21 protein-coding genes are annotated in these 19,801 nt (G+C 39.4%); 8 read left to right on the forward strand and 13 right to left on the reverse strand.

The window, feature by feature from the left end:
- Positions 1–39 precede the first annotated feature (39 nt).
- Genes NIS_RS09995 through NIS_RS03755 form a run of 3 tightly spaced genes read left to right on the forward strand, consistent with a single transcriptional unit; the run spans position 40 to position 3,586 of the window.
- A complete protein-coding gene (locus tag NIS_RS09995) occupies positions 40–1,779 on the forward strand; it encodes a PAS domain S-box protein (protein WP_012082060.1) in 1,740 nt (579 codons plus the stop codon).
- Positions 1,780–1,839: 60 nt separating this feature from the next.
- On the forward strand, positions 1,840–3,216 hold the full coding sequence (locus NIS_RS10000) for a putative bifunctional diguanylate cyclase/phosphodiesterase (protein WP_012082061.1): 1,377 nt from the start codon (positions 1,840–1,842) through the stop codon (positions 3,214–3,216).
- Between the two features lie 4 nt (positions 3,217–3,220).
- Positions 3,221–3,586, forward strand: coding sequence for a YbgC/FadM family acyl-CoA thioesterase (locus NIS_RS03755; RefSeq protein ID WP_012082062.1), 366 nt, complete (start codon positions 3,221–3,223; stop codon positions 3,584–3,586).
- Here the strand turns inward: NIS_RS03755 and NIS_RS03760 are convergent.
- Genes NIS_RS03760 through NIS_RS03770 form a run of 3 tightly spaced genes read right to left on the reverse strand, consistent with a single transcriptional unit; the run spans position 3,546 to position 5,825 of the window.
- Positions 3,546–4,733 (reverse strand): hypothetical protein, encoded by a 1,188-nt coding sequence (locus tag NIS_RS03760; RefSeq protein ID WP_012082063.1) that lies wholly within the window; start codon positions 4,731–4,733, stop codon positions 3,546–3,548. The genes NIS_RS03755 and NIS_RS03760 overlap by 41 nt on opposite strands.
- Positions 4,730–5,383 carry a uracil-DNA glycosylase gene (locus NIS_RS03765; protein ID WP_041354006.1) on the reverse strand — a complete coding sequence of 218 codons (654 nt, stop codon included), beginning with the start codon at positions 5,381–5,383 and terminating at the stop codon, positions 4,730–4,732. Before NIS_RS03765 ends, NIS_RS03760 begins: the two co-directional genes overlap by 4 nt.
- A 58-nt stretch (positions 5,384–5,441) precedes the next feature.
- Complete coding sequence (locus NIS_RS03770; protein WP_041354007.1) at positions 5,442–5,825, reverse strand: class II SORL domain-containing protein; 384 nt, start codon at positions 5,823–5,825, stop codon at positions 5,442–5,444.
- Positions 5,826–5,935: 110 nt separating this feature from the next.
- Here NIS_RS03770 and NIS_RS03775 point away from each other — a divergent pair, with 110 nt between their 5' ends.
- Complete coding sequence (locus NIS_RS03775; RefSeq protein WP_041354008.1) at positions 5,936–6,217, forward strand: hypothetical protein; 282 nt, start codon at positions 5,936–5,938, stop codon at positions 6,215–6,217.
- Between the two features lie 14 nt (positions 6,218–6,231).
- Here NIS_RS03775 and NIS_RS03780 read toward each other — a convergent pair whose 3' ends face one another.
- Genes NIS_RS03780 through sdhA form a run of 3 tightly spaced genes read right to left on the reverse strand, consistent with a single transcriptional unit; the run spans position 6,232 to position 9,805 of the window.
- On the reverse strand, positions 6,232–7,110 hold the full coding sequence (locus NIS_RS03780) for a CoB--CoM heterodisulfide reductase iron-sulfur subunit B family protein (protein ID WP_012082065.1): 879 nt from the start codon (positions 7,108–7,110) through the stop codon (positions 6,232–6,234).
- 10 nt (positions 7,111–7,120) lie between these two features.
- Positions 7,121–8,077 carry a succinate dehydrogenase/fumarate reductase iron-sulfur subunit gene (locus NIS_RS03785; RefSeq protein WP_012082066.1) on the reverse strand — a complete coding sequence of 319 codons (957 nt, stop codon included), beginning with the start codon at positions 8,075–8,077 and terminating at the stop codon, positions 7,121–7,123.
- A gap of 12 nt (positions 8,078–8,089) precedes the next feature.
- Complete coding sequence (gene sdhA / locus NIS_RS03790) at positions 8,090–9,805, reverse strand: succinate dehydrogenase flavoprotein subunit (protein WP_012082067.1); 1,716 nt, start codon at positions 9,803–9,805, stop codon at positions 8,090–8,092.
- A gap of 138 nt (positions 9,806–9,943) precedes the next feature.
- Here sdhA and NIS_RS03795 point away from each other — a divergent pair, with 138 nt between their 5' ends.
- The 4 genes from NIS_RS03795 to NIS_RS10005 are packed head-to-tail and all read left to right on the forward strand — an operon-like array spanning position 9,944 to position 13,541.
- Entirely contained in the window at positions 9,944–10,762 is an 819-nt protein-coding gene (locus tag NIS_RS03795; protein WP_012082068.1) for a thiamine-phosphate kinase, read from the forward strand.
- Between the two features lie 8 nt (positions 10,763–10,770).
- Entirely contained in the window at positions 10,771–11,853 is a 1,083-nt protein-coding gene (gene truD, locus NIS_RS03800; RefSeq protein WP_012082069.1) for a tRNA pseudouridine(13) synthase TruD, read from the forward strand.
- Positions 11,854–12,081: a hypothetical protein gene (locus NIS_RS03805; protein WP_012082070.1), complete on the forward strand. Its 228-nt coding sequence runs from the start codon at positions 11,854–11,856 to the stop codon at positions 12,079–12,081. It abuts the gene before it with no gap.
- 8 nt (positions 12,082–12,089) lie between these two features.
- Complete coding sequence (locus NIS_RS10005) at positions 12,090–13,541, forward strand: sensor domain-containing diguanylate cyclase (RefSeq protein WP_012082071.1); 1,452 nt, start codon at positions 12,090–12,092, stop codon at positions 13,539–13,541.
- Here NIS_RS10005 and NIS_RS03815 read toward each other — a convergent pair.
- The 7 genes from NIS_RS03815 to NIS_RS03845 are packed head-to-tail and all read right to left on the reverse strand — an operon-like array spanning position 13,534 to position 19,793.
- Entirely contained in the window at positions 13,534–14,211 is a 678-nt protein-coding gene (locus NIS_RS03815; protein WP_012082072.1) for a YggS family pyridoxal phosphate-dependent enzyme, read from the reverse strand. The genes NIS_RS10005 and NIS_RS03815 overlap by 8 nt on opposite strands.
- Positions 14,204–15,268, reverse strand: coding sequence for an RIP metalloprotease RseP (gene rseP / locus NIS_RS03820; protein WP_012082073.1), 1,065 nt, complete (start codon positions 15,266–15,268; stop codon positions 14,204–14,206). The genes NIS_RS03815 and rseP overlap by 8 nt, the downstream gene beginning before the upstream one ends.
- Positions 15,268–15,795: a CDP-diacylglycerol--glycerol-3-phosphate 3-phosphatidyltransferase gene (pgsA, locus tag NIS_RS03825; RefSeq protein ID WP_012082074.1), complete on the reverse strand. Its 528-nt coding sequence runs from the start codon at positions 15,793–15,795 to the stop codon at positions 15,268–15,270. The genes rseP and pgsA overlap by 1 nt, the downstream gene beginning before the upstream one ends.
- On the reverse strand, positions 15,795–16,559 hold the full coding sequence (locus NIS_RS03830) for an enoyl-ACP reductase (RefSeq protein ID WP_012082075.1): 765 nt from the start codon (positions 16,557–16,559) through the stop codon (positions 15,795–15,797). The genes pgsA and NIS_RS03830 overlap by 1 nt, the downstream gene beginning before the upstream one ends.
- Positions 16,559–17,443, reverse strand: a complete 885-nt coding sequence (dapA, locus tag NIS_RS03835; protein ID WP_012082076.1) for a 4-hydroxy-tetrahydrodipicolinate synthase — start codon at positions 17,441–17,443, stop codon at positions 16,559–16,561. Before dapA ends, NIS_RS03830 begins: the two co-directional genes overlap by 1 nt.
- The gene (locus tag NIS_RS03840; RefSeq protein ID WP_012082077.1) at positions 17,443–18,741 is read right to left on the reverse strand and encodes a M16 family metallopeptidase; all 1,299 of its coding nucleotides are present in this window, start codon (positions 18,739–18,741) and stop codon (positions 17,443–17,445) included. Before NIS_RS03840 ends, dapA begins: the two co-directional genes overlap by 1 nt.
- On the reverse strand, positions 18,738–19,793 hold the full coding sequence (locus tag NIS_RS03845) for a quinone-dependent dihydroorotate dehydrogenase (RefSeq protein WP_012082078.1): 1,056 nt from the start codon (positions 19,791–19,793) through the stop codon (positions 18,738–18,740). Before NIS_RS03845 ends, NIS_RS03840 begins: the two co-directional genes overlap by 4 nt.
- Between the last annotated feature and the right edge of the window lie 8 nt (positions 19,794–19,801).

A 19,801-nucleotide genomic window follows, 5' to 3' on the forward strand; every position in this document is an offset into this window, starting at 1 on the left:
TTAAGATATAACTTATCGATTCCATTATAAAGGATATTCATGTATACATTAGCTCTGTGTCCTCACGATAGTGAGGATGAAGAGGAGTTAATAAGATGGAAAACATTAGCAGACAAAATTTCTAAAAAACTCCATATACCTATAGAGCTGAAAACGTTTGAAAACTATATAGAAGAGAAGATAAAACTTGCTGAGGTAGACTACGATTTATACTATGCAAATCCGGTAACTTCATATTACTTGTATAAAAAAGGGTATAAACCTGTTGCACGTCTTAAAGGAAAAAAAGATACTTTTGTTGTGATAGGATATAGGAAAATTCATAATCATCATACTACAGTGACTACGACATTTGTTGAGACACATATGCTCCCATTACTTTTAGAAAAAGATTTTGATTTTATATCAACAAAAGTATTATTTGTTCCAACTCAAAAAGATATATATGAGTATGTAAAAACAAGAAAAGCTGAATATGGGATTATGTATGAAGATAGCTATAATGTGCAAGCTATATCTGATCTAGATAAACCTTCCGTTATTGACCATATTTCCTCAAGTCTTTGCCATACACTTATGGTTAAACCAGCAAATTATGAAAAAATAAAAGAAGTATTGCAAACATGTGAAGAGTTTAAACTGATAGATGAAAAAATTTTTTTTGATGGTATAACAGAAAAACTTCCAATTTTCGCATTTTTAAAAACAAAAGAGTTGCTAGATATCTCTAAGGCTCTTTATAACAATCCTTATATTGGAGCAGTCGTATATACAGATAAGATTTTATATACTAACGAGGCATTGCAACAAATGATTGGATACTCATTTAAAGAACTAGAAAGTATGAGCCCAATGGATATAATTGTTGATGAACAAAAAGAGATTTTTGAGGAAGTTTTGAAAGAAAGAATGAAAGGAAAGTTTTTTCCCCGAGGATATGAAGAATTAAAGTTAAGAACGAATGAGGGTAAAATAATCTATACACATGCTTTTTCGAATACCATTCTTTATAAAAATAAAAACACCTATGCCGGATTGATTTTTTTTGTTGATATCACAAAAGAAGTGCTTTTTCAAAAACTTTATAAGGCGTTAAGAGATGTAAATAGAGCAATAACTACAGTATTAACAGAAGAGGAACTAGCTAGGACAGTATGTCGTACACTTGTTAAAGAACTGGATATAAGTTTCGTATGGCTTGGTGTGGTCAATGAAAAAACAGGTACTATCAAATCCATATACAAATGTGGGGAGGGAAATGGGTATTTAGATAAAATAAATATTAGGATAGGAAAGGAAGTTCTCAAAGCTAAGGGACTGACGAGGAATGCTTATCGGAAAAGAAAAATAGTGATTAATTCTTCTACAAAAAATAATCCCGATAAAAATGTAGTAAAAAAAGAGATGTTGAAAAGAGGTTTCCTTTCTTCAGCTGCTATACCCATTATGAAAGATAATAAAGTTCATGCAATCTTAAATATTTATGCAACATTACCACGTTATTTTGATGAAATAAATAAAATTCTTCTGGAAGAACTGCAACATGATTTAAGCTTTGCAATTGAAAAGATTGAATTTATTAGACAATCGATTATACTAGAAAAAGCTGTTGAAAAAGGTTCAGAATGGGTAATAATTGCTGATGAAAAAGGGAGAATAGAATATATAAATGATTATGTCACTGAAACTTCTGGTTATTCTAAAGAAGATTTGATAGGGAAAAATATGTTTCTTTTGTTTCAGCAAGATGATGTGAAAAATAATAATAAATTTTGGTAAATGATTCGTTCCGGTAAGGAATTTAATGCAATTTTCGTTAATGTAGATAAAAGAGGTACATTGATATATATAGATTTTGAAATTATACCTATAACACTCCCAAATGGTGAATTAAAACTTGTATCATTAGGTAGAGATATAACTTATGAAAAAAAACTTTTTTATGAGAACGAACAATTAAAAGATTTTGATCCATTAACTGAATTATACAATTATAATGGTTTTGTTCGTCAAGTAGAAGCTTTCCTCCATGAAAATCCTGATACAACTTGTGCATTTTTACTTATTGATCTAGTTAATTTTTCTTACATTAATAAAAGTTATAGTGTCGAGGTAGGTGATCAAATTTTAAAAGAAATAGGAAAAAAATTAAAAAAACAATTTGGAAAAAATGAAGTTGTTATAGGTCGAATAGGAGGAGATGAGTTTGGTATTTGTTTCAAAAATATAGATACACAAGAGCATTTGTATTCGGTTGTGGAGAAAATAAAAAGTATTTTTGATAAAAAAATTCAATTTTCGATTAGTGGATATAGCTTATCAATTTTCATCCATGGAGGCGTAGCTATTTATCCAAATGATGGCATAACCGTTCAAAAACTTTTAGAAAACGCAAGTGTAGCTTTAAAGTCCGCAAAAAAAGAGAATGAAAATGTTATAAAATTTTACAACAACCTGATAGAAAACAAAGTAAAAAATTATATAAATGCAGAGAATCTACTAAATAGAGCTATTCAGAAGAATCTTTTTATATTTCATTATCAACCATATGTCGATGCTATTACACAAGAGATAATTGGATTCGAAGCACTTGTTAGAATCAAAGAGGAAGATGGTACGATCCACTATCCAAACGAATTTATCGATCTATTGGAAAATTCACACTTTTTGGACAGCTTTAGGCATTGGGCAGTGGATGAGGTGATACAAAAAATAAAGAAGTGGGAAAAACCTGTTAGTATCAATATTTCGGCCAGATCTTTTAAAAATAGAGAATTGACTGAGGAAGTTTTGTCTCATACAAAGGGCCTGCCAGCACCTTTGACTATAGAGATAACGGAACGGCTCTATATGAAAGATCCACAGCGCTCTAAAGAGATGATAGAGAGACTCAAAGAGTGTAAAAATATACAGATTTCCATCGATGATTTTGGTACAGGGTACTCATCCCTATCGTATCTTAAAGATATGCATGCAGACATTTTAAAAATCGATATCTCCTTTGTACGAGCCATGTTGGAAGATACAAAATCCCAAGCTATCGTCAGTGCCATTATCACATTGGCGCAAGCTCTTGGTATGAAGACGGTGGCTGAAGGTGTGGAGACGAAAGAGCAGTATGAAATGCTTAAAAAAATGGGTGTCGATTATATACAAGGATATTACTTTTTCAAACCTTTGCCAGAAGAAGAGATAGAAAAACTATTAAAAAAGTAAAGAAATGAAAATACGAGTCTATTATGAAGATGTGGATATAGGTGGTGTCGTCTATCATTCGAAGTATCTCAATTTTTGTGAGAGGGCGAGGAGTGAACTCTTTTTTGAAAACAGAAAGAGTCCTGTGTACAAAGAGTACCATTTTGTTGTCAAAGAACTGAAAGCTTCTTATCTCAAACCCGCTTTTTTTGGTGATCTTTTGGAAGTAAAGACACAACTTCAACAGACAAAAGGTGCAAGGATACAACTACTCCAAACAGTTTGTAAAGATGAAGATCCGATTTTTAAAATAGAGATAGAGCTTGTCTGTATGAAAGGCCTCAAACCTGCTAAAATTCCGCACTATTTTCTGGAAGTGTTTGATCGATAAAGCGATACTTTGTCGTTTTTAGTATACGGATAGGATAGAGGATTTGATGATCTACAACCTTTATATTGGCATTTTTCTCTTCTTGCGAGTTGAGAAGAGTTGCTACTCCCATATAACTTGCATAGCCTAACCAGTCATAGTTGATATTGCTATCGAAGAGGGCATTGTAAGCTTCCAAATCGGGCTGAATCGGGTGAAAAGAGATCGCAATGTAAAAGTTTTCTCTATCTTTTGGTTGTGTGAGAGAAAAGAGTCTTGGGTTGTAATTGATCTGTGTCGATATCTTCATTTCCGGTTCGATATCATAGTATGTCATTTGTGAGAGTGCAAGAGCGGTTTTTACAAGCGGTGTGTTAAACAGAACGGAGCTTTCGTTCAAATCTTCATTCTCATATAATATCTGTTTCATATTTTGAATCTTTTCATCGATAGGATAAAGCTTGCTATCTGTTGCTATATGTGTGGCCGCAAAATCGGTAAGATCTTTGGATAAAGAAGATTTTTCCAGATAAAATATAGAGAGATTGCCATCAATGTAGGATAGAAGAGTTTCCAACTGGGCATAATAGTCTGGACCGCCAAAAAAGATATGTTCATTTTCTGATTGCACCATGGCTTGATTCAAAGTGGGAATGAAAATCGGTGTGTCGGTATGTAGTCTTGTTATGATATCTTTTTGTGCATACGGTAAAGGCAGTATAACAAGATCGAATGTGGAGTTCGTTTCATTGAGGTAGGTGATCATTGCATCACTACTGGGAAAAGACATCGTTTCAATATCGAAATCGAAACCCTGTTTCAAAAAATAAGCCAAGAGTGATTTGTTGATGCTGTTTCCAAAAGGTGTCAAAGATTTTTGCAGGGCAACTAGGATATGAAAAGAGCTTATACTTCTCGTTTGTGACAGGTGGAAAAGCAGAGCGTATTTTTTGTACTCTTTTTGGATATCGGGGTCGCTGCTCTCTTTGGCTTTTGCCAAAAATGAGAATATCTCTCCATCATTGAGAAGCCCTTGCAGGCAGTAATCGTCACATCTATTGATATCCAGATCGATGAAATATGTTTTAGGCAATGGAAGAGGAGAGAGAAACTTTCCGGATGCAAAGAGAGATAGTGAAATGAGCAATAACGCAATGAGTTTTTTCATAACATCTCTTTGATTTTCAATAGATCCTCATAAGCCTCTTTTTTCTTGGATGGGTTACGCAATAGATAACTTGGATGAAATGTGGGAATCAGTTTTTTCCCACGAAAGGATATGACTTGTCCCCGTACCTTGGATATAGGCGTGTTATCTCCTGTGAGCCAGCGATAGCTGGTAGCGCCAAGAGCAACGAGAATTTCTGGATTGATGATCTCTATCTGTTTAAAAAGGTATGGGATACAAGTTTGGGCTTCTTGTGGGGTGGGGACTCTGTTGTTTGGAGGTCTGCATTTTACGATGTTCGCAATATACACTTCGCTTCTTGGGATTTCCAGAACATTTTCAATCATTTTCGTTAAAAGCTGTCCCGCTCTTCCTACGAAGGGTCTTCCCGTCTCATCTTCTGTGGCTCCTGGACCTTCACCGATAAACATCAGTTTTGCATGAGGATTGCCTTCTCCAAAAACAACATTTTTTCGTGTCTTGCTTAAATCACACAAGTGGCATTCCAAAACTATGGCACGAAGAGCTTCCAGGTCATTGGGTAAAGAAAGAGGTATATTCGTTTCCAAATCGATAGGATCCATATATTCACTGCCTAACCATTGATTTTGATATAGTGTATAAAGAATTTTAAGTTGTCGATATTGCATACAAGATTATACAAGCGAGGGAGTTAAAATTAGGTTAAAGGGGCAAAAGCCCCAGAGATTATTCAGTAACTTCTACTTCTACAGGAGTTGATTCCCAAAGGCCATGTTTTGTACAGTAGCTCATCGCAGTGAGTTTGAGTTTTTTTGTTGGGATAATGTAGAAATCCACTTCTACCTGACTTTTTTCATTTGCAAGTGTTCCAGGTGTGAAAGTTGCTTGACCAAGAAGTCTTTCTCCATCCCAAAGTTGAACGTATGCGATGTAGTGGTCGAAATCATCCGGATGAGAATATTCATTCCCTACTCGTACCTTTACTTGAAACTTTTCACCTTTTTTCGCAGTGCTGTCACAAATGACAAATGGAGAGTGTCGATCGATATAATCTTTTTTCGCTTCTCTATCGATTTCGCTGATGTCTACATATCTATTGATTGTTGGCATGGTTGCCTCCTTTTTCTGATTTTTTCACCATATATTGTACATGAAAAAGATTAAAATAGGATAAATTATCTCTTATTTATTTGATATCAAGAATTGGATAAAATATAGTTATGAAAAAAGCACTCAGATATATTACAAGAAAATGGCGAAAGTTTGTCCTTCTTTTCATACGGGAGTATCGCGAAACAAAACGGATGGCCGAGATTTACCTGACTCAACGACACGATGAAAAATTGAGAAAGGAAGCAAACAAACAGTTTGTGGATATCTTAAAAATACTCTTTTTATTTCCACTCTCGCTGTTACCGGGATCGGTTATTATCATAACCGTTTTGGAACTGGTAGCCAGAGCTTTTAAATGTACGATTTTTCCAACGAAGCAAAAGTTTTAAGAAAGAAGTCCAGCTTAGGCTGGAACTTCTGTAACATGGTGTTTGAGGCCCAGCTCTTCTGGCGTGCATCCAAGAGCGAGTCCTATAAGTTGAGGAAGGTGAAGCACTGGAAGTTTGAGTTCTCTTCCTATAGACTTTACAGCCGCTTTTTGCTTTACATCCAAGTTGAGATGGCAAAGCGGACAAGGTGTGACCATTACATCAGCATTGTTATCATACGCATCTGCTAGGGCATTGCCTGTCAGGACATTGGATGTTTTGGGCGCTTGCAAGTCAACATGGAAACCGCAGCACTTGTTTTTGTGCCAGTAATCTACGGAGTTTCCTTCAAGTGCGTCGATGAGATCTTCTAGTGAAGTGGGGTTGTACGGGTTTTCTTTGGTTCTGTTGAAATGGTGGTGCAGTTCACTTGGTCGTATGTTGTGGCATCCGTAAAATGGCGCAATGTTAAGTTCGCTCAATGGTTTTACCACTTTGTCTCTCAAGTTATCGAGACCGTAATCTTCTATGAGGGCATAGAGAAAATGTCGTACATTGCTAGTCCCTTTATAAACAAGGCCCACTTCTTCAAGCTTTTCGTTTACTTTCGCTTTGAGTTCAGGATCAGAGTCGAGTCTATGCTTTGTCATTGAAGTATTAAGTTGACACGTGTTACAGATGGTGACCATGTCAAGACCGTGTTTTTCTGCATAACAGATATTTCGAGCATTGAGAACAAGACTCAAAAAATCGTCGAAATCCTGTAAATGGCTTGCACCACAGCAGCTTGCCTCATCTAATAAAACCAGTTCAATATCGAGTTTTTTTGCAACCGCCAATGTTGATTTGAGCAGTTCTGGTGTACTTTCTCTCGCTGTACAGCCTGTATAGAGTGCATATCGTAGTTTACTCATGGACCATCCTTTAAAATTTTACCGTTGAGGAACTTTTGATGAGTTTCTGGATTTCATCAAGGTTTTTCGATTTTGGCATATTCCAAGGAAGAACGATCTTTCCTTTTTTGAACATCTCAAATGCTTCATGCATATGTTTGACTACGCCAAAGCCTTCACTGTAAAGTACGAGGTCTCCTTCATCCAAAATACCGTGTTTTTTAATGGATCGTTTAAATCCGACTGCATGTCTTGTAGCAACATTGCTTTTTGCCACACCCTCTTCAAAAATCTGATTATGGAGTTTCGTGATTTTTCCGATTGGATCGATCTCTTTTGGACACGCCTCGGCACACTCATAGCATTTCACACAGTCCCAGACTCCTTGTCCAAGGATATCGACGATTTCGAGTCTCTCTTTTTTTGCATTGTCACGTACATCAGCAGTAAATCGATACGCCTTTTCAAAGGCAGCCGGCCCAAGGTAATCTTCATTCACTTCAACGACAGGACAAGCGTAGTAGCAGCATCCGCACTGGATACAGTAATCCGCTTCTTCTAGCTTTTCCGCTTCTTTTGGCGGAATGATGTTCTCCATAGCCGGATGCTCGTCGATTTCCGCTTCGAGCCAAGGCTTGACGGTTTCATACTTTTTCCAAAAGTCGGCTTTGTCGACGACCATATCTTTGACGGCTCGTTTTTTGCTTACCGGCTCAATGGTCAGTTCATTTCCGAAAAGCTCGATCATATCGACCATTCGCTCTTTACAGGCGAGGGTGCTTCTGCCATTCACTTTCACAGCACAGCTTCCACAGATACCATGTCGACAGCTTCTGCGGTAACTGAAACTTCCGTCATGTTCCCATTTGATTCTATTGAGGATATCTAAAACGACTTCATCCTCTTTTACATCCATCTCAATGGTGTCATAATGAGGCAGATAGTCAGTTTCGGCATTGAATCGAAATACTTTAAATGTCACTTTCATCTCTAGCCCCTATCAATATTTTCTTTCTTGCGGTTCAAACTTACCAAGTACAACATCACCATATTCCAATGAGATATTTCCCTCTTCATCCATGTAGGCGTATGTGTGTTTTAAGAAATTCTCATCGTCTCTATTTGGATAATCTTCTCGATAGTGTGCTCCCCTGGACTCTTTTCTGGCAATTGCGCCTTCAACGATAAAACTTGCATAATCAAGCATATGTCCCAGTTCAATCGCTTCTTGCAAGTCCGTGTTGAATGTTTTTGACTTATCATCGATTCGAATATTTCTAAATCTGTTTCTAAGCTCTTTTAAGATCTCTTTCTGTTTTTTGAGTGATTCTTCCGTTCTAAAAACGCCACAGTTTTCAAACATCGTATCTTGAAGCTCTTGGCGAAGCTTGGCAGTCTTCTCCGTTCCATTATTTGTCATGATAAACTCGATCTCTTCAAGCATGGTGTTTGCTTCGGAGCCGGCCGCAGGTTGAAACTCGATCCCTTTTTCAAGATCTTCAACGATGTTTTGTCCTACGTGTCTTCCAAAGAAGAGGGCTTCTAGAAGCGAGTTTGCTCCAAGTCGATTTGCACCATGCACACTGACACAAGCACACTCTCCAGCAGCATAGAGACCTTCTGTGAGTTTATTAGGCGCTTGTTTGACATGACCGTTGATATCTACCGGAATTCCACCCATTGAGTAGTGCGCCGTAACGGTGATCATGATAGGTTCTTTTACCATGTCTTGACCGAGAAATGTAATGGCTAGATCCCGAAGTTCCGGAAGTCTTTCCATGATTTTGGCTTCGCCAAGATGGGTAAGATCAAGATAGACTGCCATCTTGTCCGGGCCCACGCCACGACCTTCTCGGATCTCGTTCATAATGGCTCGCGCGACTACGTCACGAGGTGCAAGTTCCATCTTCTCAGGTGCGTACTTTTCCATAAAGCGTTCACCCAAAGAGTTATAGAGTCTCCCACCTTCACCTCGGGCTGCTTCAGAGATCAAAATTCCGCTACCAGCAAGTCCTGACGGGTGAAACTGAACGAATTCCATATCTTCCAGAGGAAGTCCGTGTCGTGCGAAAATGCTCAGACCATCTCCCGTGTTGGCGTGGGCGTTGGAATTGATTTTAAAAGCTCTTGCGTATCCACCAGTAGCAAACATAACGGCTTTTGCGTTGAAGATGGTAGGTTTTAGATCTCGTAGATTGAAAGCGACAACACCGTACGCTTTTCCGTTTTTATACAGAATGTCTGCTACATACCACTCATCCCAGAACGCTACACCCTCTCTATGGGCTTGTTCATATATCGTTTGCAAAAGTGTCAGACCTGTTCTGTCTTTCGCAAAACACGCCCTTGGTTTGCTCTGCCCACCAAATGGACGTTGTGCGATTCGCCCATCTTCTCGTCTACTGAAAGCTGCTCCCATATGTTCGATCCATCGAATCGTTTCAGGTGCTTTTGAACACATCAGTTCCACCGCATCTTGATCAGCCAAATAGTCGCTTCCTTTGACGGTATCGAACATATGCAGTTCTACATCGTCGTCATCACTGAGTGCTGCGTTGACTCCACCTTGCGCTGCACCAGAGTGACTTCGCAATGGGTGAAGTTTTGTGAGTACTATGACATCTTTCCCGCTCTTTTTGATCTCTCTGGCTGCCGCACATCCAGCAAGTCCCGAGCCTACGATTACAACGTCGGTAGTGACAATAGGTATTTCCATATCAGCGTGTCCTTTATTTGGAGTCAAAATTTTTCAGATTATAGCATTTCACGAAATAAAAAGGGATAAATCTTTTCACAACCCATCCGTTAAGGCCTTTTTTGTTACAATTGTTATCATAAGAAGAGGGGAAACAGGGTGAACAAGGAGCTTTTTTATATAAGTTTATTTAATAATAAGCATATCGGTGACGACGGAGCCTATATTGATGGTAAAGTCTACAGCGCCGATGCTTTTTGCGAAAATGTCCATTTTAAAAGAGAGTGGATGGGATTTGAACAGATCGCTTACAAAGCGATGCTTGTCAATATTTCTGATGCAATTGCCATGAATGCCGATCCAAAACAGATGATGGTTTCCATTGCTTTGCCTAAAGATATTGCCCAAAGTGAAATGGAGTCGATAGCAAGTGGACTCAAAAAGGCAGCAGATGAGTATGAAATAGAAATCATTGGTGGAGACACCATCGCTTCTGATCGGCTCGATTTTCACCTTTCACTCGTTTCAGAGACGAAACGTCCCATATTTCGAAAACCACTCAAAGAGGGCTATCTGCTTGCATATACCGGTGAGCTTGGAAATGTTGGAAAAGATCTAAAAAAACTCCTGCGAGGCGGAAAAGTTTCTAAAAGGTCAAAATTTATCCGGCCAAGACTGCGTAGAGGGTTTATGAAAAGAGCATCACGACATATCAAAGCGGCCATGGATATCAGCGATGGGCTTTTTGATGATCTATCCAAGATGTGTAGATTAAATAAGAAAGGTGTCCGTTTTTTCAAAAAGATTTCTAGAAGTGTCGGGTGCAGCGGTGAAGAGTATGAGCTTTTGTTCGCTTTTGATAGAAGAGATCTAAAAAAGGTATTGCAAATTTCAAAAATTACAAGAACACCAGTAACCGTTTTTGCAAAGGCTCTGCGGAAGCCATATAGAAACATGTGTAAACCAAAACATTTTTAAGGAAACTGATGGATAGACTATTTTTTCTGGATCACTCTCCAATAGACTTTTATTTTAAACAATCACCAGAGACCTTCGTGGTAGAAGAGGTGCCCCTCTATCCCTTCAGTGGTGCAGGAGAGCATCTTATTGTAAAAGTTCGTAAGAAAAATATGACCACTTGGCAGATGCTTCAATCTATTAGCGAACAAGTGGGAGTAAAAATACGAGATATCGGATACGCAGGACTCAAAGATAAAAACGCTTTGACATACCAGTACATCTCCTTGCATAAAAAGTACGAAGAGGCTTTAAAAAAGTTTTCCCATCCTTTGATCAAAACCATAGAGTTGACGTACCATAAGAATAAGATACGAAGAGGACATCTCAAAGGCAATCGTTTTTTTATTCGACTTAAGAAAGTAAAACCGGTTGATGCAAAAAAGATTGATGAAGTATTGAAAATTTTGGAAGAAGAGGGAATGCCCAATTTTTTCGGGTATCAAAGATTTGGCATCGACGGCGACAATTGGCAACTTGGAAAAGAGATCGTAGAAGGAAAACGAAAAGAGAGAAACAAAACACTCAAAAAACTTTTGATCAATGCCTATCAGAGCCATCTTTTCAATCTTTGGTTGAGCAAACGAATAGAACTCAGTAAACTTTTGAACTGCTTTACGCAAAACGAGCTTAGCCAGACACTCGATTTGCCACGATCTATCATTAAAGAGTTGCAGTGCCAAAAACCCTTTTTCAAACTTTTTCCAGGCGACATTGCCATGCACTATCCAAATGGAAAGATATTTGGTGTGGAAGATGTAAAAGGGGAGAGTGAACGCTTTTTCGCAAAAGCGATTGCTCCAACGGGACTGCTTCCTGGTGTAAAAACGAAACGGTGTGATGGGCTGGCTCGTGATATAGAAAAAGATTATGACGATGAGAGAATCAGTGAATTCGGTGACAGAAGATATGCCTGGATATTTCCACAAGAGCTGCATGGAATTTACAAGGAAAAAAACGCATGGTACGAACTAAGCTTCTTTTTACCCAAAGGGAGTTATGCTACAGTATTGCTAGAAGAGATTGCTCATAGAAAAATAAAAGGAGAATAGATGCGAGCGGAATTTAAAGAAGAGTGCAAGTATGCCGAGGATATTCATGAAGATACGAAAGAGGTGTTTGAAAAATGGATGAAACGGTATGGATGGGATATTCCGGAACTGGATGAGGATATTGCAGCAAAACTAATCTTGACGGAGATGCGAAAAGCCCTCGATGAGATGGAAGCGAAATATTGTGGAGGGGCGTGCGATACCGAACCGCCAAGTTGTCCAAAATAGGCCATTCCATGCGATATAAAAGAGAGTTTTTCATCTCTTTTGTGCTTTTTGTTATAGGAACAATCATTTTTGGAATGATTATTTATGCCGATTACAAAAATAAAAAAGATATCTATCTACAGACGATCCTTCATGATCAAGAAAAATTCTATCTTATATCAAAAGAGAATCTTCATGCGTTAGCCGATCTCATTTTTAAAGAATTGATAGATGATAAAGATGTGAAAAGGGCATTTGCAACAAGAGATAGAAAGCAGTTGTACACATTATTAAACGACGATTATATCTATTTGAAAAAGCTTGGTTTACGACAGCTCCATTTCCATTTGCCTGATCTTACTAGTTTTCTTCGCTTCCATAGACCAAATATCTATGGCGATTCCCTTGCAGGGGTACGATATTCAATAGAAGAAGTCAAGAAAAGAAAACAAGAATTGCACTGTTTCGAAGAGGGAAGAATTTTCAGTGGATTTCGCAACGTCTATCCGGTTTTTTATCACTCCCGCTACATTGGTAGCGTAGAAATCTCCTTTTCTCCCTATGCTGTTGCAAAAATCTTGAAAAAATATTTTCCAAAAACGATTTTTGCACTCATTTTAAAAAAAGAGATTGTAGACAAAAAGGTGTTTACACACGAGAAGAGAAATTATATCGCTATTCCTCATACCGGGTATTACTGGGATAAAAATTTTTTAAACAAGATAAAAATAGCACCAAAAGATAGAAAAATTTTGGAGCGTGAATTGGCAAAAATCGATTTGACAAAAGAACAAATTGTCGATGTAGACCATTATCATGCACTCCTGACACTGCCAATCCGAAATTGTCAAGGGGAGTATGTTGGCGATTTTATTATCCTGCAACATAATAGATTTTTGACGAGACTGTATTATCTCTTTATCAAATATTATCTACTCGGTTTTGTTCTCTTAATTGCTCTCTTTTTTGTATTTTTCTTATATCTGAAACAGTCACATATCTATATTGATACATTAAAGGATGCAGCTCTCAAGGACTCGCTCACACACCTTTTTAATAGAAGAGCACTGAAATCATTTTTAAAAACACTCAAACCAAATAGCAGGTTTGGCATCATTTTTTGCGATATTGACCACTTTAAGAATTTTAATGACAGGTATGGACATGACAAGGGGGATGAAGTTCTTCAAGAAGTAGCAAAAACCCTCTCAAAATTTGTCCGTAAAGATGACTTTTTGGCAAGATGGGGTGGAGAGGAGTTTTTGATTGTTCTGCCAAATATAAGTTTGGAAGATTTGAAAAACAGAGCCGAGAAAATGCGGCAAGCAATCGAAAATATATCCAAAGATATACCAGTAACTTGTAGTTTCGGAGTGACTGTATGCGAAGATGCAAGCCATATCGATGAGTGTATCAAAAGGGCGGATGAGGCCCTTTATCGTGCCAAAGAGAAGGGGAGAAACCGAGTTGAAGTTATTTAAAAAAGAGCGAACCGATTCGTACCATATTGGAGCCGCAGCGAATGGCCAGCTCAAAATCGTTGCTCATCCCCATAGAACAGATTTTAGCTCCATGGGGTTGTAAAGACTCGAAAATTTTATAGGTCGTCTCAAAACTTTTTTGGATCAATGTGGTATCATCAGTGTGGGCTCCTATGGTCATGACACCACAAAGATTGATATGTTTTGTCTCCTCGATGATCTTTAAATATTCGTCATACGCAACTTCTGGCAAAACACCGGCTTTGCTCTCCTCTTTCGCACTATTGATCTGCAAGAGGCAATCCATCTTTTTGCCTTTTCTTTCTAACCGTTTATCTATTTCGATTGCTAGTTCCAGACTGTCGAGGGATTGCATGAGCCAAGGATCGAGATCGATGAGGTGGTTGATCTTGTTTTTTTGAAGTCTTCCGATAAAGTGCCACTCGATCGGAAGATCGCCTAGAGCCTCGGATTTGGTTTTGAGATCTTGGACCCTGCTTTCTCCAAAGGCTCTTTGTCCAAGTTCATAGAGCGCTTCTATCTCCTCAGCTCCTACATATTTTGTCACAGCAACTATCTGAACAATATGGTGTTCGCTTCGCTCCATTCTCGCTTTTTCGACTCGTTGTACGATTTCATCGAAATTGTCTCTTAGTCTATACTTATCCACTATACACTCCTAATAACCTGTTGATATCGTTGTAAAGACCAAGTCCCATAAGGCCTATGAGAAAGATCCATCCAGCAAGTGTGATTTTATAAAGAGTCTCTTCACTGGGTGCATGTTTCGTGATCATTTCATACAGATTGATCATAATATGCCCACCATCAAGAGCCGGAATAGGGAGTAGATTTAAAATCCCAAGGTTTACCGAGATCAATGCAGTGAAACTCAGAAGCGCCACAAGACCTGCTTGACTAGCTTTTGCAGTTACATCCATAATGGTGAGTACACCACCGATCTCTTTTGGCGAGACGACACCTTCGATCATCTTCTCTATACCCAACAGAATGAATTTACTTGCTTCGATCGTTTTATCATAGGCCACTTGAATAGCTTCTAAAGGGGAGTAGTGCACTTTTATGTAGGCATTTGCCGGTGCGATTCCGATCATAGGGCGTTGCACCTCTTCGCCAAAAATATTTTTTGTTTTCATGATTTTGGGTTGTAAGGTGACAATCTCTTTTTTTCCATTGCGATCAATAAGAAGTTTGAGCGGTGCATGAGAATGAGCGATGATGCGACTTAAATCTTCCCATGTTTTAATCTTTTGTCCATTGATTGCCAAGATCGTATCACCTTTTTGCAGATGTGCTTTGGCTGCCGGAGAGTCTGGAAGAACTTGACCCACTTTTGGTGCTAGCACATCATATCCACTGAGTGCGATATAGAGGTAAAGTAAAAAAGCGAGAAAAAAGTTTGCAAACGGACCTGCAAAAAGGATGATGATTCTCTGCCACGGTTTTTTGGTCGTATAGCTGTCCGGATCGAAGCTTTTTGCGGTAGGATCGGTATCGTCCTGTCCTTTCATCTTCACATAGCCACCCAAAGGAATGGCACTGATAGCCCACTCAGTCCCACAACACCGTTTTTTCGTTAAAATCGGTCCAAAACCGATACTAAAACGCTCAACTGTAACTCCAAAAAACCGCGCAGCCAAAAAGTGACCAAGTTCATGAAAAAAGATCAAAAAAGATAAAACGAGTAAACTGACTAAAAATCCCATTATCGTAAATACTCCTTAATATATTCATATCCGCTATAGAGTGTGATAATGACTGCAAACCAAAGCAGCAGAGCACCTCCCGGCCAATTCATAATCAAAAACCCGATAGCGATCATCTGCATAATCGTTTTTATTTTTCCTAAAAAAGAGGCAGCTATCTCTTTACCGCTTCCTGCAGCCGAGACCCGAAGACCGGTTATAAAAAACTCTCTTGTTAATATGAGATAGACCGCCCATGGATCAGCTCTGCCAAGTACCATCAATCCTAAAAAGCCAGCAAGAGTGAGCATTTTATCGGCTAATGGATCGAGAATCTTCCCAAGTTCTGTGATCTGGTTGAAACTTCGAGCGATGTACCCATCAAAAAAGTCGGTAATACTTGCTAATACGAACAGAAAAGCGGCCGAAAAATCGAGCCAAGAGGGATGTATATGCTCAAAAACTGATAGATCTCTATTGACGAGGAGCATAAACATGAGTGGTGCAATGAGCAGTCGAGTAAAAGCCAAAATATTTGGAATATTCATCAGCTGAAACTTGTTCCTCCATCAACTACAATAGTCTGTCCCGTAATCCAACTGGCATCTTCTGTACACAAAAACCAGCAAGCACCTGCAAGATCCTCCGGTTTTCCCATGCGGCCCAATGGACTTCTTGCGACGGTTTCGGCTTTGACCTCTTCATAGTTTGGAAAGGCTCGTAAAGCGTCTGTGTCAATGGGACCGCCACTAACTGCATTGACCCGGATATTTTTTTCTCCAAGCTCATGGGCTGCATATTTGACCATAGTTTCAACGGCCGCTTTACTGCTGCCATGACCGGCGTAGTTTGGAGTATAGACGAGGTTTCCGGTTGAACTCATGGAAATGATGACACCACCACCTACTTTTTCCATTCTTTTCGCGGCTTCCTGTGCACCGACGACAAAGGCTAGGACAGTGGCAGTATAGATGTTATTGAGTCCTTTTGGTTTGAGGCGCATAAAGGGTCCAAATCCACCGACCACGGGTCGACCAGATATGATTGCATTGGAGATGAAAAAATCGACTCTTTCAAAATCTTCATCTATTTTTTTGAATAACTCTTTATATTCGTTTGGTTCCAAAATATTGAGGGGGTAGGCTTTGGCCTTGATGCCATATTGTTCACTCATCTCTTGAGCCAATGCGTTGGCAAGCTCTTCATTTGAATTGTAAGTAAATGCGACATTGATCCCTTCTTTGGCAAATCTCTCTACGATCGCTCGTCCTATTCCTCGAGTCCCTCCGCTGATGACAAGTGTTTTGCTCATTATACTACCTCATATTTTGCTAATGTTTTTTCGATGAGCTGCATATGCTCTTTGCTTGGTTCTAAGAGTGGCAGGCGATACTCCAGGGTATCGATAAGACCGGCTATGTACATCGCCGCTTTAATAGGAATAGGATTTGATTCGCAAAAGAGCGCTTTATTTATATCGAAAAGTTCGTCGTTGATCATCTTTGCCGTATCGAATTGACCCGCAAGTCCAGCATGTACGAGCATCGAGATTTTGTCAGGCAAGAGGTTCGCCGTTACAGAAATTACACCCATTCCGCCGTTTGCTATGATAGGGTAGTTGATCGCATCATCGCCACTGATCACATAGAGTTCTGGTCGTTTTGCAAGGAGTTCGACACATCGCTCAATCGATCCGGTTGCTTCTTTGATCCCATAAATGTTATTCACATCATCAAAAAGACGACAGACAGTTTCTGGTTTGATATCGACGCCAGTTCTTCCCGGAACGTTGTATAAAAGTACCGGGATATCCACAGATTCTGCCAAAGCCTTATAGTGTTGATATAGACCTTCCTGGGTAGGTTTGTTGTAATATGGGCTCACGCTCAATATTGCATCTGCTCCCGCTTTTTGGGCAAATTGGGCCAGATCGATCGCTTCATGGGTCGCATTGCTTCCAGCACCTGCCATCACTTTTGTGGATGTTCCTTTGCATACTTCCACAGCTATTTCGATACACCGTTTATGCTCTGCATGGCTGAGAGTCGCGCTTTCTCCAGTGGTTCCTACCGGTACCACTGCATCGATAGCATTGTCGATCTGTCTTTGGATGAGCCTGGCATAGGCCTCTTCATCCAGTTTCCCATTGCGAAACGGGGTGATAAGTGCGGTCATTGCTCCTTTTACTTTTTCCATCAATCTTCCTTTCTCATAATCACGGTAGTCGAATTTTTCTTTGTAAAATATTTTTTTGCCACTTCGCTCAAGTCTTGGGTTTTCAGTTTGTCGATGTTTTCTTCATAATGCAGTAACGGTTCGATATTGCCTCTTGCAAAATAGGCACCGAAAAGATCAGCCACATTACTTGAGTTTTCCAGTGAAAAGATAAAGTCGGCTTTTGTATTGATTTTGATTTTATCAAGTTCACTTTTTGTGATTTTGCCTTTTTTTATTCTCTCGATTTCACGCCAAATCTCTTTTTCGATCTGTTCAGCAGTGATTCCTGGATTTGCCACGGCCAAAAAGAGAAAAACACCTGGATCCTTGTTTTCCATATTGTAGCCATATATCTGATTGACCATCTTTTTTTCATCCACCAATTTTTTGTAAAGCCTACTGCTTTTACCGCTACTAAGAAGCTCGCTCAAAGCGCTTAACGCTACCTGGTCCTTATCTTCAAAATTTGGAATATGAAACGCGATGGCAATCATCTGGGTTTGTACGTCGCGCTGGATATAGACCCTTTTGGGTCCATCTTGAGGTGGTTCCACCTGATGGACCTCTGGGATATCGCAGCAGTTTTTGATATGTTCAAAATGTTTTTTCGCCAAAGCAAATACTTCATCTTTATCCACGTCACCTGCGACGATGATAATGGCGTTTTTTGGCTGATAGTAGGTTTTGTGAAATTTTCTAATATCTTCTATCGTCCAGCTTTGGATATCTTTCATAAATCCAATCGGCGTCCAGTGGTAGGGATGGTAAATGTATGTGTTGTTGAAAAGTCTGAAATAGAGATAGCCCGTCGGATTGTTATCTGTCCGCCATCGTCGCTCTTCTGCCACGACTTCACGCTCAGTCAAAAACTCTTTTTCATCAAGTTTCAGATTTTCCATAAGCTCGCTAAAAAGCCACAGGGATTTGTCCAAGTGCTCTTTTGCGCTTTTGATGAAGTAGTGAGTATAGTCAAATCCGGTCGAAGCGTTGTCCACGCCACCAAAGCTTTTGACGATCTCGTCAAACTCACCGGCTTTGAGGTGTTTGGTGGATTTGAAGTTTAAGTGCTCCAGCATATGGGCGATTCCGCTTTTACCCATCACTTCGTTTCTGCTGCCAACTTTATAGAAGATATCGGTAGTGATGACACCGCTACCTTTTTTCATAGGAATAGCTATGACTTTTAGGCCGTTTTTGAGTGTCGTTTCATGATATTTTGGTAAACTGCTTGCCATCAATCCTCCAATGATCAAAAATAGTAGGATAAGTTTTTTCATCGTATATCGATTCCTATCGCTTCAGATATGTGAGTAAAACCATCCTTTTTCAGATATTCAATGAGCCCCTCATTGATACTTTTTACCAATCCCGGTCCTCCGTAGATAAAGGAAGTATAGATTTGTAAAAGCGTGGCTCCATGTCGTATTCTTCGGTAGGCTTCCTCTGCACTATCGATTCCACCTACACTGATAAGAACAGTTTTACCGAAAAGCTCCTTTGCAACCGCTTTAAAAATAGCAAAACTTTTTTCCTTGATCACTTTTCCGCTGACACCCCCAAAATCTTTCGCACCTCGTAAAAGAGAGTAGTCGATGGAGGTATTCGTCGCGATTACTCCTGCCGCTCCTGCATCTACTGCCGTACTACACAAAGATACTGCCTGATCTTCACTCATATCGGGTGCAATTTTAAGTAAAACTGGCGTATTGGTCAGCTCTTTAGCCATGGAAAAAAGCTCTTTGATGAAGGATTCGTTTTGTAAATCACGTAGACCCGGTGTATTTGGACTTGAGATATTGATGACAAGATAATCGCTCAATGAATGGAAGGTTTTGATCAAAAATCGATAATCTTGCAATGCTTGTTCATCGGGAGTCGTTTTGTTTTTACCGATATTGACACCTATCGGAAAAGAGGCTGGCGTGATTCTTTGCAGTCTTGCCTTGATCACTTCGGCTCCATCGTTGTTGAATCCCATGGCGTTTTGGATGGCTTCTTGTTTGATGTAGCGAAAAAGTCTCGGTTTAGGGTTGCCACTTTGGGGTTTAGGGGTAACGGTACCGATTTCTACATATCCAAAACCAAGAGCATGGAGCGTTTTTGTCATCGTTGCGTTTTTGTCAAAACCCGCAGCGATTCCCAAAGGGTTGCAAAAAGTTTTTCCAAAGAGTTCTTGCGAAAGCATCGGGTCTTTGACCAAAAACTTTTCTTGCAATCTGTTTAAGATAAACGGGAAAAAAGAAGCCAGTTCAAAAGCACTCTCTGCAATATGATGAGCTGTTTCCGGATCGAAGTGAAAAAGGATTTTTTTGATACTTTCGTAGTCCATTATACTCC

It is taken from the genome of Nitratiruptor sp. SB155-2 (assembly GCF_000010325.1).
In the GTDB taxonomy this organism is placed as follows: domain Bacteria; phylum Campylobacterota; class Campylobacteria; order Campylobacterales; family Nitratiruptoraceae; genus Nitratiruptor.